The organism is Niveispirillum sp. FG148 (genome assembly GCF_057809655.1).
The window spans coordinates 336,343-351,162 of record NZ_JBMDKJ010000002.1 but is presented as its reverse complement, the minus strand read 5'-3'; the positions used below and the strand labels follow the sequence as shown (position 1 = coordinate 351,162).

Annotated in this window: 12 protein-coding genes and 1 pseudogene; 5 read left to right on the top strand and 8 right to left on the bottom strand. The window is 64.1% G+C overall.

Annotation, left to right across the window (positions count from 1 at the left end; genetic code table 11):
- Genes acnD through ACODTW_RS03380 form a run of 3 tightly spaced genes read left to right on the top strand, consistent with a single transcriptional unit; the run spans position 1 to position 4,713 of the window.
- A complete protein-coding gene (gene acnD / locus ACODTW_RS03390) occupies positions 1-2,634 on the top strand; it encodes a Fe/S-dependent 2-methylisocitrate dehydratase AcnD (protein WP_488944483.1) in 2,634 nt (877 codons plus the stop codon).
- Positions 2,634-3,833 (top strand): 2-methylaconitate cis-trans isomerase PrpF, encoded by a 1,200-nt coding sequence (prpF, locus tag ACODTW_RS03385; protein WP_488944482.1) that lies wholly within the window; start codon positions 2,634-2,636, stop codon positions 3,831-3,833. The genes acnD and prpF overlap by 1 nt, the downstream gene beginning before the upstream one ends.
- Positions 3,834-3,852: 19 nt before the next feature.
- Entirely contained in the window at positions 3,853-4,713 is an 861-nt protein-coding gene (locus tag ACODTW_RS03380; RefSeq protein WP_488944481.1) for an isocitrate lyase/PEP mutase family protein, read from the top strand.
- Here ACODTW_RS03380 and folB read toward each other — a convergent pair.
- The 3 genes and pseudogenes from folB to metE all read right to left on the bottom strand — a co-directional run bounded on the left by folB (position 4,704) and on the right by metE (position 8,031).
- Positions 4,704-5,072, bottom strand: coding sequence for a dihydroneopterin aldolase (folB, locus tag ACODTW_RS03375; RefSeq protein WP_488944480.1), 369 nt, complete (start codon positions 5,070-5,072; stop codon positions 4,704-4,706). The two genes, ACODTW_RS03380 and folB, sit on opposite strands and share 10 nt — an antisense overlap.
- A 39-nt stretch (positions 5,073-5,111) precedes the next feature.
- Positions 5,112-5,590: pseudogene (locus ACODTW_RS03370) on the bottom strand (PLP-dependent aminotransferase family protein); the annotation flags it as partial.
- Positions 5,591-5,736: 146 nt separating this feature from the next.
- On the bottom strand, positions 5,737-8,031 hold the full coding sequence (gene metE, locus ACODTW_RS03365) for a 5-methyltetrahydropteroyltriglutamate--homocysteine S-methyltransferase (protein ID WP_488944479.1): 2,295 nt from the start codon (positions 8,029-8,031) through the stop codon (positions 5,737-5,739).
- Positions 8,032-8,141: 110 nt separating this feature from the next.
- Here metE and ACODTW_RS03360 point away from each other — a divergent pair, with 110 nt between their 5' ends.
- Positions 8,142-9,047, top strand: coding sequence for a LysR family transcriptional regulator (locus ACODTW_RS03360; protein WP_488944478.1), 906 nt, complete (start codon positions 8,142-8,144; stop codon positions 9,045-9,047).
- Positions 9,048-9,554: 507 nt separating this feature from the next.
- Here the strand turns inward: ACODTW_RS03360 and ACODTW_RS03355 are convergent.
- From ACODTW_RS03355 to ACODTW_RS03345, 3 genes are all read right to left on the bottom strand, one after another.
- Complete coding sequence (locus ACODTW_RS03355) at positions 9,555-9,692, bottom strand: hypothetical protein (protein ID WP_488944477.1); 138 nt, start codon at positions 9,690-9,692, stop codon at positions 9,555-9,557.
- A gap of 117 nt (positions 9,693-9,809) precedes the next feature.
- Entirely contained in the window at positions 9,810-10,754 is a 945-nt protein-coding gene (locus tag ACODTW_RS03350) for an MmgE/PrpD family protein (RefSeq protein ID WP_488944476.1), read from the bottom strand.
- On the bottom strand, positions 10,751-11,164 hold the full coding sequence (locus ACODTW_RS03345) for an acyl-CoA thioesterase (RefSeq protein WP_488944475.1): 414 nt from the start codon (positions 11,162-11,164) through the stop codon (positions 10,751-10,753). The genes ACODTW_RS03350 and ACODTW_RS03345 overlap by 4 nt, the downstream gene beginning before the upstream one ends.
- 135 nt (positions 11,165-11,299) lie before the next feature.
- On the opposite strand from ACODTW_RS03345, the gene ACODTW_RS03340 reads away from it, so the two are divergent.
- Positions 11,300-12,721 carry a short-chain fatty acyl-CoA regulator family protein gene (locus ACODTW_RS03340; protein ID WP_488944474.1) on the top strand — a complete coding sequence of 474 codons (1,422 nt, stop codon included), beginning with the start codon at positions 11,300-11,302 and terminating at the stop codon, positions 12,719-12,721.
- Between the two features lie 103 nt (positions 12,722-12,824).
- Here the strand turns inward: ACODTW_RS03340 and maiA are convergent, their stop codons facing one another.
- Together maiA and ACODTW_RS03330 are read right to left on the bottom strand one after the other, a co-directional pair.
- Positions 12,825-13,451, bottom strand: coding sequence for a maleylacetoacetate isomerase (maiA, locus tag ACODTW_RS03335; protein ID WP_488944473.1), 627 nt, complete (start codon positions 13,449-13,451; stop codon positions 12,825-12,827).
- 13 nt (positions 13,452-13,464) lie between these two features.
- Positions 13,465-14,784: an MFS transporter gene (locus ACODTW_RS03330; protein WP_488944472.1), complete on the bottom strand. Its 1,320-nt coding sequence runs from the start codon at positions 14,782-14,784 to the stop codon at positions 13,465-13,467.
- Positions 14,785-14,820 lie beyond the last annotated feature (36 nt).

The window sequence follows — 14,820 nt, the reverse complement described above, 5'->3', positions numbered from 1 at the left end:
ATGAAAGCCTATCGCAAATCGCTGCCCGGCACGTCGCTGGACTATTTCGACGCCGCCGCCGCCGTTGACGCTATCCGTCCCGATGCCTGGGCCGGTCTGCCCTACGTATCGCGCGTGCTGGCTGAACAGCTTGTCCGCCGCTGCGATCCGGCCCTGCTGCCCGAAGCGCTGCGCCAACTGGTGGAACGCCGCCGCGACCTGGATTTCCCCTGGTATCCGGCCCGTGTGGTCTGCCACGACATCCTGGGCCAGACGGCTTTGGTCGATCTGGCGGGGCTGCGCGACGCCATATCCCTCCAGGGTGGCGATCCGGCCAAGATCAACCCGGTCGTGCCGACGCAATTGATCGTCGATCACTCCTTGGCCGTGGAACATGGCGGCTTCGACCCGGACGCCTTCGCCAAGAACCGTGCCATCGAGGACCGCCGTAACGAGGACCGGTTCCATTTCATTGAATGGAGCAAGCGGGCCTTCGAGAATGTCGACGTGATCCCGGCCGGCAATGGCATCATGCACCAGATCAACCTGGAGAAGATGTCGCCGGTCATCCAGGTGCGCGATGGTGTGGCCTTCCCCGACACCTGTGTCGGCACTGACAGCCACACCCCGCATGTCGATGCGCTGGGCGTCATCGCCATCGGCGTCGGCGGGCTGGAGGCGGAGACGGTGATGCTGGGCCGGGCATCAATGATGCGCCTACCCGACATTGTCGGCGTCCGCCTGACCGGCCGGCCGCAAGCCGGCATCACCGCCACCGACATCGTGCTGGCCCTGACCGAGTTCCTGCGCAAGGAACGGGTGGTCGGCGCTTGGATCGAGTTCTTCGGGGAGGGGGCGGCTATCCTGTCCATCGGCGACCGGGCCACCATCTCCAACATGTGCCCGGAATACGGCGCGACCGCCGCCATGTTCCATATCGACCAGCAGACCATCGAATATCTGCGCCTGACGGGCCGCGAACCGGCGCAGGTGGTGCTGGTCGAGCATTACGCCAAGACCCTGGGCCTGTGGGCCGACGCGCTGAAGACCGCCGAGTATGAGCGGGTGCTGGAATTCGACCTGTCCGGTGTCGTGCGCAACATGGCCGGCCCGTCCAACCCGCACAAGCGCCTGCCGACCTCTGCCCTGGCCGAACGCGGCATCGCCGTCGATCTGGACAAGGCGCAGGCGGAGGAACGCGATGGCCTGCTACCCGATGGTGCAGTGATCATCGCCGCAATCACCAGCTGCACCAACACCTCCAACCCCCGCAATGTGGTGGCCGCCGGCCTGCTGGCCAAGAAGGCCAATGCCTTGGGCCTGGGCGCCAAGCCCTGGGTCAAAACCTCCTTCGCGCCGGGGTCCAAGGTGGCGCGGCTTTATCTGGAAGAAGCCGGCCTGCTGGCGGAACTGGAAAAGCTGGGCTTCGGCATCGTCGCCTATGCCTGCACCACCTGCAACGGCATGTCCGGCGCCCTCGACCCGGCCATCCAGCGGGAAATCATCGACCGCGACCTGCACACGACGGCGGTGCTGTCCGGCAACCGTAATTTCGACGGCCGCATCCACCCCTATGCGAAACAGGCCTTTCTGGCCTCGCCGCCGCTGGTGGTCGCCTATGCCATTGCCGGCACGATCCGGTTTGATATCGAACACGACGTGCTGGGTACCGATCCGCGGGGAAACCCCATCACTCTGAAGGACCTGTGGCCCACGGATGCGGAGATCGACGCCATCGTGGCCGCCAGCGTCAAGCCCGAGCAGTTCCGCCAGGTCTATGAGCCGATGTTTGGTGCTGGCCGGGCCAGGGCCGAGAAGGTTAGCCCGCTCTATGACTGGCGCCCGACCTCCACCTATATCCGGCGCCCCCCTTATTGGGATACCGAAGGGGTGGGTGCCTTGGCCGCGTTCCCGAGAACACTAAAGGACATGCGACCGCTGGCCATTCTGCCCGACAACATCACTACCGACCATCTGTCGCCGTCCAACGCCATCCTGGCCCATTCGGCGGCGGGCGAGTACCTGACGCGCATGGGGCTGCCGGAAGAGGATTTTAACTCCTACGCCACCCATCGAGGCGACCATCTGACGGCCATGCGTGCCACCTTCGCCAACCCGCAGCTGGTCAATGAAATGGCCGTGGTCGACGGGGCGGTGAAAAAGGGATCGCTGACCCGCCTGGAACCCGACGGCAAGGTGATGCGCATGTGGGAAGCCATCGAAACCTATCTGAACCGTCGCCGTCCCCTGATCATCATTGCCGGTGCCGATTACGGCCAGGGGTCCAGCCGCGACTGGGCCGCCAAGGGCGTGCGGCTGGCGGGCGTGGAAGCCATCGTGGCCGAGGGGTTCGAGCGTATCCACCGTACCAACCTGATCGGCATGGGCGTGTTGCCGCTGGAGTTCAAGCCGGGCACGACGCGCCTGACTCTGGAACTGGACGGTACGGAGACCTTTGACGTGACAGGCGAGCGCAAACCGCGCGCCGACCTGACCCTCCTCATCCGCCGCCGCAATGGCGAGCGGGTGGAGGTGCCCGTCACCTGCCGCCTGGATACGGCCGAGGAAGTGTCAATTTATGAGGCGGGCGGCGTACTGCAGCGCTTTGCCCAGGATTTCCTGGCCAGTGAAGGCCCGAAGAGGGAGGCCGTCTGATGGCGTCCGCTCCCCAAATCCGCATTCCCGCCACCTATATGCGTGGCGGTACCAGCAAGGGCGTGTTCTTCCGGCTGGAGGATTTGCCCGAACGCTGCCAGGTGCCGGGCGAGGCGCGTGACCTTCTGTTCCTGCGCACCATCGGCAGCCCCGATCCCTATGCCAAGCACACCGATGGCATGGGCGGAGCCACCTCCAGCACCTCCAAATGCGTGATCCTGTCGAAGAGCAACCGGCCCGGTCATGATGTGGATTACCTCTATGGCCAGGTGTCTATCGACAGCGCCTTTGTCGACTGGTCGGGTAATTGCGGCAACCTGTCCACCGCCGCCGGGGCCTTCGCCATTCATGCCGGACTGATCAATCCCGCCCGCGTGCCAACGGACGGCATCTGCACGGTGCGCATATGGCAGGCCAACATCGGCAAGACCATCGTCGCTCATGTCCCCGTCACGGGTGGTCAAGTGCAGGAGACCGGTGATTTCGACCTGGATGGTGTCACCTTCCCGGCCGCCGAAATCGTGCTGGAATTCCTTGATCCCGCCGATGAGGGGGAGGATGGCGGCACCATGTTCCCCACCGGGAACCTGGTCGATGAGCTTGAGGTACCCGAAAGCATCGCCCCCAGTGGCAAGCTAAGGGCAACGATGATCAATGCCGGCATCCCGACCATCTTCGTGGATGCCGCCGATATCGGCTATCGCGGCACGGAGCAGCAGGGCGACGTCAACGACGACAAGGCAGCACTCACCCGGTTCGAGTTGCTGCGGGCCATCGGTGCCGTCCGCATGGGGCTGATCACGGACATTGCCGACGCGCCCAAGCGTCAGCACACGCCAAAGATCGCCTTCGTGGCCCCGCCCTCGGACCATACCGTTTCCAGCGGTAAACGGATTGCCGCCGGGGATATCGATCTTCTCGTCCGTGCCCTGTCCATGGGCAAGCTGCACCATGCCATGATGGGCACGGCGTCGGTCGCCATCGCCACGGCGGCGGCCATTCCCGGTACATTGGTCAATCTTGCGGCTGGCGGCGGTGAACGCAACGCGGTGCGTTTCGGACACCCCTCCGGCACGCTGCGCGTGGGCGCGGAAGCCAAGCTGGCCAATGGAAAATGGCAGGTCACGAAGGCCGTGATGAGCCGCAGCGCCCGCATCCTGATGGAAGGCTGGGTCCGCGTGCCCGCCGATACGTTCTGACATTCTCCAAGGAACCGACATGTCTACCCGCAAGCAACTGAAGGCCCTGGTGGAAGCCCGCCGCGGCATCATCGTTCCCGGCGCGTTCAACGCGTTGTCCGCCAAGGTGGTGGAGGATCTGGGCTTCGAAGCCATCTATGTCACCGGCGCCGGTGTCACCAACATGTGGTTCGGCATGCCGGACCAGGGCTTCATGGGCCTGGCCGAAATCGCCGACCACACGGCCCGCATCCGCGATACGGTCAGTGTTCCGCTGCTGGTCGATGCCGATACCGGCTTCGGCAATGCGCTGAATGTCTATCACACTGTCCGCACGCTGGAGCGGGCCGGGGCCGACTGCATCCAGTTGGAAGACCAGGTGGCACCCAAGCGCTGTGGCCATTTCAATGGCAAGGACGTCATCTCCACCGAGGAAGCGGTGTCGAAGATCAAGGCCGCCGTCGATGCCCGCCGCGACCCGGACCTGCTGATCATGGCCCGTACCGATGCCGCCGCCGTGCATGGGTTCGAGGCCGCTGTGGAACGTGCCCAGAAATTCGCCGAGGCCGGGGCGGACATCCTGTTCGTGGAGGCAGTGACCAAGGCAGAAGAGGTCCGCGCCCTGCCGCAGCGGCTGGAACGGCCGCAATTGATGAATATGGTCATCGGCGGCAAGACACCGATCTTCAACGCCACCGAACTGGCCGGTCTGGGCTATGGCATCGTGCTCTACGCCAATGCCGCCTTGCAGGGGGCGGTTATGGGCATGCAGAAGGCGCTGAAGGTCCTGCGTGACGAAAAGGAGGTGAGGGAGGATAGCGGCCTCGTCACCCTCTTCGCCGAACGTCAGCGTCTGGTGGGGAAGCCCGAGTGGGACGCGCTGGACAAACGCTATAGCTGACGCGGCCGGGTGATCCGCACCGACACGCCGTCGATGATGGCGGGCACCGGTGCGGATGGCTTGTCCACCTGGACACTGACTGCCTGGATGGCGGGGAAGCCGTCCAGCAGGTCGGCGGCCACGGCCTCCGCCACGCCCTCGATAGTGCGGAAGCGGCGGGCCGTGGCTACGCGGGTCGCGGCCGCCGTCAGCTTGGCGTAGCAGACGGACAGGTCCCAATCATCCGCCTTTCCCGCCGCTGACAGGTCCAGCGTGCAATCCAGGGAGATGAAGAAGCGCTGGCCCAGCTTCGCCTCCTCCGCCGTCAGCCCGTGATGGGCATAAACGGCAATGCGGTGAACCAGGATATGGTCGGTCATGATGTCTCCATAGGGCGGGGGGCAGACAAGGCTTCACCGAGGGTAGACCCCGGCGGCGATCAGGCCGGCATGATGCGCCATATCCACCATGATCAGGGCGCTGCGCCGCCGCCCTGCAGTTTTGGCCGATGCTCGCGTGCCTTCTGTGCCAGGGCGTCGTAATCGATATCCTCATCTTCGTTCAGGCCGTCGCTGACGGCGTTGAACCATTTGCCGCTCATGTCCAGCGCCATGCCATGGGTCAGGTGCCCACCTTCGGCCAGGTTCATGCCCATGATGGTGTCGCCGGGCTTCAGCATGGCGAAGAATACGGCCTGGTTGGCCTGGCCGCCGGAGTTGGGCTGGACGTTGGCGGCCTGCGCCCCATATAGGGCCTTGACGCGATCGACGGCCAGTTGCCCGACCACGTCCACATGCTCGCAACCGCCATAATAGCGCTTGCCGCGATAACCCTCGGCGTACTTGTTGGTAAGCTGCGAGACCTGTGCCAGCGTCACCGCCGGTGAGGTATAGTGCTCCTCTCGTCCGCGATGACGGATGCGATTTCGGGATCGATCGGGTCGATCGTGCAGCGGGCGCGTTCAAACATGCCACTCTCCTGAAGTGAAAAAGGCCGGGGAGCAGGCCGCCCCGCTGCCCGGCCGTTCCTGGTATCAAGGCCGCGTCACGCCGCCGCGGCGCGCAGGGTCCTGGCGGCGCTGACCATGCTGGTCAGCGCCGGAATCACCTCGTTCCACTGGCGGGTCTTCAGGCCGCAATCGGGATTGACCCAGAGACGCTCGGCCGGGATGCGCTCCGCGGCCTTCTTCATCAGGTCGACGATATGCGCCTCGGTCGGGATATTCGGCGAATGGATGTCATAGACGCCGGGGCCGATCTGGTTGGGGTAGTTGAAGTGGTCGAACGCTTCCAGCAACTCCATGTCCGACCGGGAGGTCTCGATGGTGATGACGTCGGCATCCATGTCGGCGATGGACGCGATGATGTCGTTGAACTCCGAGTAGCACATGTGGGTGTGGATCTGGGTCTCGTCGGCCACGCCATTTGCCGTGATGCGGAAGCTCTCCACCGCCCAGTCCAAATATTCCTTCCACTGTGCCCGGCGCAGGGGCAGGCCTTCGCGCAGCGCCGCCTCGTCAATCTGGATGACGCGGACACCCACCTTTTCCAGGTCCAGCACCTCCTCGCGGATGGCCAGCGCCAACTGATAGCAGGAGACGGAGCGCGGCTGGTCGTCGCGCACAAAGGACCAGTTCAAGATGGTGACCGGGCCGGTCAGCATGCCCTTCATGGGCTTGTCCGTCAGCGACTGGGCGTAGGTGATCCAGTCGACCGTCATCGCCTTGGGCCGGCTGATATCGCCGAACAGGATCGGCGGCTTCACACAGCGCGAGCCGTAGGACTGCACCCAGCCGCCCTGACTGAAGGCGTAGCCGTCCAGCTGCTCACCGAAATATTCGACCATGTCGTTACGCTCGGCCTCGCCATGCACCAGCACGTCCAGGCCCAGGGCCTCCTGCTCGCGCACCGACCGTTCGATCTCCTGGCGCATCGCCTGGTTATAGGCGGTCAGGTCCAGGTTCCCGGCCTTGAAGGCACTGCGCACCAGGCGGATTTCCCTTGTCTGCGGGAAGGAGCCGATGGTGGTGGTGGGGTACAGGGGCAGGTTCAGATGCGCCTGTTGCCTGGCGGCACGGTCGGCGAAGGTGCCCTTGCGGCGACCGAGGGTGGCATCGATACGGCCGATTGCGGCCTTCACGGCCGGGTTGTTGACGCGAGGGGAATTGCGGCGGGCGGCGATGGCGGCTTCGTTGGCCGCCAGCTCATCGGCGACAGCGTTGCGCCCCTGGGCCAAGGCCGTGGCCAGCAGCTTGATCTCTGCCAACTTCTGGATGGCGAAAGCCAGCCAGGATTTGACTTCATCGTCCAACTGGCGCTCGCCAGCCAGATCGACGGGGACGTGCAGCAGCGAGCAGGAGGGGGCAATCCACAGCCGGTCACCCAACTGCGCGGCCGCGGGCTCCAGCCAGTTCAGCACGGCAGCCAGGTCGGTCTTCCAGATGTTGCGGCCATTGACAACACCCAGGGAGATCACCCGGTCGGATGGGACAGCGCGGATCAGCGCGTTGACCTCGTCACGGGCATTGATGGCGTCCAGATGGATGCCCTGGACCGGCAGCCCGGTGACCAGGTCCAGGTTTTCGCGCAACTGACCGAAATAGGTGGCCAGCAGCAGCTTGACGCCACTGTCCTTCAACGCCGCATAGGCCTGGGTGAAGGCGTCGCGCCATGCGCCATCCAGTTCGGTGACCAGGATGGGTTCATCGATCTGCACCCATTCCACGCCTTGGCCGGCCAGGGCCTTCAGCAACTCGGCATAGACGGGCAGCAGGCGGGGCAGCAGGGCCAGCTTGTCGGAGCTATCCTTGGACTTGCCCAGTGCCAGGTAGGTGACGGGGCCGACGATCACCGGCTTGGCCTTCACACCCAGCGACTTGGCCTCGGCCAGCTGTTCCAGCAGGCGCGACGCGTCGAGCTTGAACTCGGTGCCGACATCGAATTCCGGAACGATGTAATGGTAGTTGGTGTCGAACCACTTGGTCATTTCACCGGCGGCCACACCGCCGCAGCAGGCGGCATGGTCCTCGGTGCCCTTGGCCGAGCGACCGCGCGCCACGCGGAAGTAATTGTCCAGCTTGTTGCCATGGAAGCCCTGTACCCGCTCCGGCAGGTTGCCCAGCGTGAAGCTCATGTCCAGGACCTGGTCGTAGAAGGCGAAGTCGCCCACGGGCACGAGGTCCAGGGCGGCCTGGTCGCGCCAATGGCGGGCGCGAAGCTCAGCGCCGACGGCGATCAGCGCGTCACGGGAGGAGGCACCCTTCCAGTAGGCTTCCTGGGCGAATTTCAGTTCGCGCTTGGCGCCGATGCGGGGGAAGCCGAGATTGTGGGTCGTTGCCATGGTCTTCACCTTGGGAATGGGGAACGACCCGGACCATATGACCTGTAAATGATGAAGAAAAATGGTATGATTTCATGATTCAATGAAACAGATTCATGCTTGGAAACATCATGTCGATTCTGGAGCGCATTCATCTTTCCATCATCCGTGAGGTGGATCGCCAAGGCTCGCTGACCGCCGCCGCCAGCCAGTTGAACCTGACGCAATCGGCGCTGAGCCATTCCATTGCCAAGCTGGAGAAGCAGATCGGCATCGCCATTTGGCATCGGGAAGGGCGCAGCCTGCGGCCGACCCAGGCCGGGGAATGGCTGCTGGCTGTCGCCAACCGGTTGCTGCCGCAACTGACCCATGCCGAAGAGCGGTTGCGCCAGTTCGCCAAGGGGGAAAGGGGCAACCTGCGCATCGGCATGGAATGCCATCCCTGCTATCAATGGCTGCTGAAGATCGTGGCGCCCTATCTCGACACCTGGCCCCTAGTGGATGTGGATGTCCGGCAGAAGGTGCAGTTCGGCGGCATCGGTGCCCTGTTCGGCTATGACATCGACATGCTGGTGACGCCGGACCCCTTGTTCAAGCCGGGCCTGCGCTTCGAGCCGGTGTTCGATTACGAGCAGGTGCTGGTGGTGGGACCGGACCACAAGCTGCGCGACGCCGACTATGTCGAGGCCCGGCAGGTGGCTGAGGAAACGCTGATCACCTATCCGGTGCCCACCGATCGGCTCGACATCTACACCCGTTTCCTGATGCCGGTGGGTGTCAACCCGAAGCGGCACAAGGAGATCGAGACGACGGACATCATGCTGCTGATGGTCTCCCACGGTCGCGGCGTGGCCGCCCTGCCGCGTTGGATGGTGGAGGAGTTCGGGCCCAGGTTCGGCGTATCGCCCGTGCGGTTGGGGCCTGACGGCGTTGACAAGCAGATTTTCCTGGGTTTCCGGGAGGCCGACGCCGATATCGACTATCTGCGTGCATTCGTGGATATGGCGCTGGCCCACCGGGAAGCGTCGGAGAAATGAGCCTGCCGATGGCCCGGTCCATCTCCATCAGGACGTCCTTGGGAATCGGAGCGTGATCCAGCAGAAGACGCGCCTTCTCCTTCGGTTGCCATATGGTCTTGCCAAGCCGGCGCAGGCGTAGATCAACGCATTGCCTGAGTTCCCGCTCTCGGGGCCTCATACCAGGTTGCGGTGAGTGGAACTCACCGCAACCTGGTTGGCGCGGTACGAGCGCTCGCGCGCCCATGCGCGCGTGAGCCAAGCCGCCGGATGGCGGCGCCCGGCGCATGAGGGCTGCATGGATCAGGACCGTAGGTTCTGATCCATGCAAATAGGTATCAGTCCCAGGCATTCCATCAAACATCCGGCAAGGTGGAAGTGCCAACCCTGGGCATCCCGCTTGATCTGGAAGAAACGGCTTTGGGGCAACGCCGATCGCCTGGGGGCCGCGCCAAGCTGCCGTCGTTCATCGGTCATATAGGCAACCTGCGAACACTGGTGCTGGAGGCGGAAAGATCATCGTGGAGGTCAGGCCTGATCGTGCTGGCCGCGCTGGCGCTGTGAAATGAAGGAACCGATGACAAGCCCCAGCCCGGCCCCCAGAGTCGGGCCGAACGGTGCGGCGTTGCCCCGCAGGGGGCCGAACAGGATGCCGGCTCCGGCCACCCTGCATCATGCCCGAATGGCTGCTCAGCGGTCGTTCTTTCGCGGATCATGGTGCTCAAGATAATTCACCATGATCCAGGGTGCTGGGACAGTCCGGGCCTTGAAGGGGCTGGGACCTTATCTCTTGCGGTCGAACAGGCCGGTGCCGCCGCGTTGAAGGATGTCGGGATCGACGGTGAAGCCCAGCCCGCCCAGTTCCTCAGCCTTCAGATCTGGCAACCGGTCGACAGCCCTGAGGAACCGGTCCTGTTCGGGTACGGAGATGATCCCGTCCGCCAGGGCACGGAATTTTTCGACGCACTGGTCGCGGGTGAAATAGACACTCTCCAGTACGGCGCGCCGCCGCTCGTCCTTTTCCGGCAGGATGGAGATGCCATTATTCCCATCCTCAAGGGCAGATGGTGCCGCACCTTCACCGCGAAGCGCCCAATCCACGGCTTCCACCGACATCTTGCCGGCAAGGGCCTGGGCGTGGCCGCTGGAAGCCGCATCCCGTGACGGTGTGGGGATGACCAGCCGGGCGGCCCGCTGGATTACCGTCCTGCCCAGGCCCAATGCCGCGCCGATGCCCGCAATGGCACCGGGTGCCAGATGAGCCCCCTGTCCGTCCAGGCTTTTGACAAGCCCAACCTGGATTTCCCAGGCAACTGCCACGCCCCGTACCAGGTCGGCGCCCGTCAGCCCCCAATGCTGAGTTGCCGCCAATATGGGCGGGATACTGCCGCCCTGATGGGAGGCGCCGTGCAGTTCGTCTCCACAAACGGCCAAGCCGTTTGCCCATGCAACCCATTCCGGGGAATAGCGGCGGTAGGGCGACAGGCCGAACAGAATGGCGCCCGGTTGATGCGGATGGGCGATGGCCTGATCGCGGCTGCTAACGACAGGGGCATTGTTCAGGGAGGCAGCAGCCACGGCGGCATTGCCGATGATGAGGTTGCCAACCGCTATCGCCATCTCGGCATCGACCGGCAGGGTGTCGATTGCCGCGGACGCGATCCTTCCGGCCAGTTGCTCCTCCTGGGGCGTGTTCTCGGCGAATTGGTGGCGCTGATACTGGGTCACCGGGGCGTGCTCCTGCGGTGGGTCGAATGGTTGGTGTTATCGACGGCGATCATCTGGAAATAGCCGCTCAGTGCCAGGGTGCGGCGGCCGCCGGCCGGCGATTGGATCATCCCGTCGACCAGGATGGTCATGGCGGTTTGGTTTGTGTGGATCACACGGGCCGTCAGTTCCAGGATGTGGCCGATGGGCACCGGCTGGTGGAAACGCAAGTTGTCCGTTCGCGCCATCGTCACCTTGCCGTTGGTATGGCGGCTGGCGGCGGCCAGCGCGGCCTTGCCCATGAGGCGCAGGGCGTTACCGCCGAACAGCGTGCCGTCATGGTCGCCTGCCTCGGCAAGCACGGTTTCCATCAGCACGGCGCTGGTTTCCATCGGCAGTTCTTCAGCCGCCATCATTGCGGTCACGGGCATGTTGCTCTTCCAATCCGCTTGCCAATTGCGTCGTCATTCTCAATATTTGCAAACGCAGGGCAGGGAAATGCCTGAAGTGGTGAACGTTTGCGCAGGATGTTCTGCGAATTTGTGAATGATGTGAATGGCGGGGTCATGCGCAAACAATTCGTCGGTGTCCGGTTGCGCCGGTTGCGGGAGGAGAAGGGGCTGAGCCAGGCGGCGCTGGCCCGGGCGCTGGAGCTGTCACCCAGCTATTTGAACCAGTTGGAACAGAACCTGCGACCACTGACGGTCCCGGTGCTGCTGAAGATTAACGCCGTGTTCGGCGTCGATGTGCAGCTTTTCTCCGAGGATGAGGAGGCGCGTCTGGTCGCCGACCTGCGCGAGGCGTTGACCGAGGCCGGTGTGGCTGACGGCGTGGCACTGGCGGAGTTGAAGGAACTGGCATCCAGCATGCCGTCGGTGGGTAGGGCACTCCTGTCCCTGCATCGCCGGTACCGCGAGGCGTCGGGGCGGCTGGAACAGGTATCGGCTCGGCTGGGGGAGGAATGGCAAGCCACGCCCAAGCCCCTGATGCCGTTCGAGGAGGTGCGCGATTTCTTCTATGCCCGCCACAACCATGTCGAGCCGCTGGACATGGCGGCGTCGATGCTGCACCGCAGCGCCAACCTGGCTGTCGGCAACATGGCGCCCGGCCTGCTGGTCCATTTGGCCCGTCGCCACGATGTGCGGGTGGTGATGGTCGAGAGTGGCGTGGAAGGCGACCGCGCATCCCGCCGTTTCGACCGGTCCAGCCGAACGCTCTACCTGTCCACAGATCTGACGGCGGGACAGCGGGCCTTCCACATGGCGACGCAGGTGGCCTTCCTGGAGCAGGCAGACGAGTTGGACCGGCTGACAGCCCAGGCCGACTTCTCCGGGGAGGAGGCGCGGCGCCTGGCCCGCATCGGTCTGGCCAACTATTTCGCGGGTGCGGTCATCCTGCCCTATCAGCCCTTCCTCGCGGCCGCGGAAAGCCTGCGCTATGACATCGAACGGCTTGAGCGGCAATTCGGCGTGGGGTACGAGACCATCTGCCACCGGCTTTCCACCCTGCAAAGGCCCGATGCGCGCGGCGTGCCCTTCTTCTTCGTGCGTGTGGATCGGGCCGGCAACATCTCCAAGCGGCAGTCGGCAACCGATTTCCACTTCTCCCGCGTCGGTGGCTCCTGCCCGCTCTGGAATGTGTATGAAGCCTTCGCCCAGCCCGGTCGCATCCTCATCCAGCGGGCGCTGATGCCGGACGGACGGCAGTATCTGTGGGTGGCGCGCACGGTCAGCCACGGGGCCGGCGGTTATGGCGCGCCCGCCAAGCAGTTCGCCATCGGCCTGGGCTGCGACATCCGCCATGCCGGACGGCTGGTCTACACCAAGGGAATGGATTTGTCGGACATGGAAGCGGCCACGCCGATCGGTGCCGGGTGCAAGGTGTGCGAGCGGACAGATTGCGCCCAGCGGGCCTTTCCTGCCATCGGTCGGCATCTCGCGGTGGACGAGGCGGTAGCGCGTTTCGCCCCCTATCGGGCGGAGGCCTGAAAATTCCCTGCTGCTTCACGCGGGAGGAGGGGGCGTCTCTATGGAACTGACTTCGCGCTCATCCAGGGAACGGGGGCTGCACCGTGAACCGGTTGGCAACTCATCACTCAGCGTCCGGCTGCTGTTCGGGCGATGCGTTGATGAAGGGGGCAAGTGCGAGACAGCGGGCTTCGATATCCAGCAATTTCTGCCATTTTAGGGTCAGGCCGAAGCGGCGGGCATTCACCAATTGCGGGACGAGGCAAATATCCGCGAGGCTGGGGCTGTCGCCGAAACAGAACGGATCGTTGCGGTCATCAATGAGGGCAGCACAGGCCGACAGGCCTTCCTCAATGGTGGTCCTGGCCCAGTTCGTCACTTCATCCTCCGCGATGCCCAGCCCCCGGAGGCGTGCCAGAATCTTCAAATTCTGGATGGGATGGGTGTCGCAGGCAATGATCTGGGCGAAGGCGCGCACCTTGGCCCGCAGCAGCGGGTCTGTGGGAAGCAGCGCCGGCGTTGGCACGGTTTCATCAAGATATTCACAAATGGAAAGGGATTGCGTCAGCACATCCTGCCCAACCTCCAGCGCGGGCACCAGACCCTGTGGATTGAGGCGGAGATAGGCGCTGTCATTCTGCTCGTTCCGTCGCAGATGGTGGAAGGCATCCTGATAGGCAATGCCCTTCAGGTTCAGGGCGATGCGGACGCGATAGGACGCAGTGGAACGGAAATAGCCATGGAGGATCATGTCACTTCTCCTGTCAGCGTTTGGGGAGGAAGAAAACGACGGAAGCGGCCAGCAGGGATGGGATGACTGCGACCAGGATCAGATCACGACTGGACCAACCCAGGCCTAGCAAGGTGCCCCCGGCCACCGGCCCCAGGATCGAGCCGACACGCCCCACACCCAGCGCCCAGCCCACACCGGTGGAGCGGATGGAAGTGGGATAGGAGGACGCCGTCACGGCGTTGAGGGCGATCTGGCCGCCGACAATGCCGAACCCCGCCAGTGCGGCGCTGGCGAGTAACAGTGGGACGTTCGGTCCCGCCAGTGCGATGAGGGCGATGAAGCCGGCTGAGCCCGCATAGGCAATAGCCAGGATGGTGGCCGGTTCATGCTGGTCGATGACGCGGCCCAGGATGATCGCCCCGCAAACGCCGCCCAGATTGAGCAATGCCGTGGAAAGGATGGCGGTTTCCAGGGACAGGCCAAGAGAGTGCAGCAGGGAGGGAAGCCAGTTGACCAGGAAATACATGACCAGCAGGTTCATGAAGAACGCCACCCAGACCAGCAGCGTCAGTCTGGCCCGGCCGGCAGCGAAAAGCTCGATCAGCGGGAAACGGGGAGGTGCGGCGGCACTCTCCCGCCGCACCTCCATCATGAACTGGTCGACAGAGGCGTCGGGATCGATCCTGGCCAGAATCCCGGCGAGCTTGCCGCCGGCATCGCCCCGGAGCGCCAGGAACCGGGCCGATTCCGGCAGCAGGACATAAAGTGCTGGCAGCAGGATCAGCGGCAGGAACCCGCCCAATATGAAGACTGACTGCCATCCATACTGCGCGATCAACGGTGCGCTGATGATGCCGCCGATGGTGGAGCCTAATGGAAACCCGCAGAACATGGTCATGACCAGCGTCGCCTTGAGCCGGGCTGGCGCATATTCGTTGGTCAGCGCGATCAGGTTGGGCATGGCGCCGCCAAGCCCGATGCCGGTAAGCAGACGATAGACCAGCAGTTGTTCCGTGTTACTGGCGGTCGCGGTCAGCAGACCGAAAAGCCCGAAGATGGCGCAGCAGAACAGGATCACCGCCTTGCGTCCGATACGGTCGGCAACGGGGCTGAGGGTGAAGGCACCGATGGTGAGGCCCAGCAACCCGGCCCCGAAAATGGGGCCGAACGCCGCCTTGTCCAACTGCCAGGCCTCGGCGATCGACGGCGCGACATAGGCGATGGCCTGCGTGTCGAAACCGTCAATGCCGGCGATGAGCGCACATAGTGCCGCGATACCGAACTGGAACGCACCAGGACGTGCATTATCGATGGCTGAGGCCGAATTGGCCTGCCCGGTCATTCCTGCCATTTCCATCCTCCCAGGGCTGGCGCTTCAGGTCGCCTT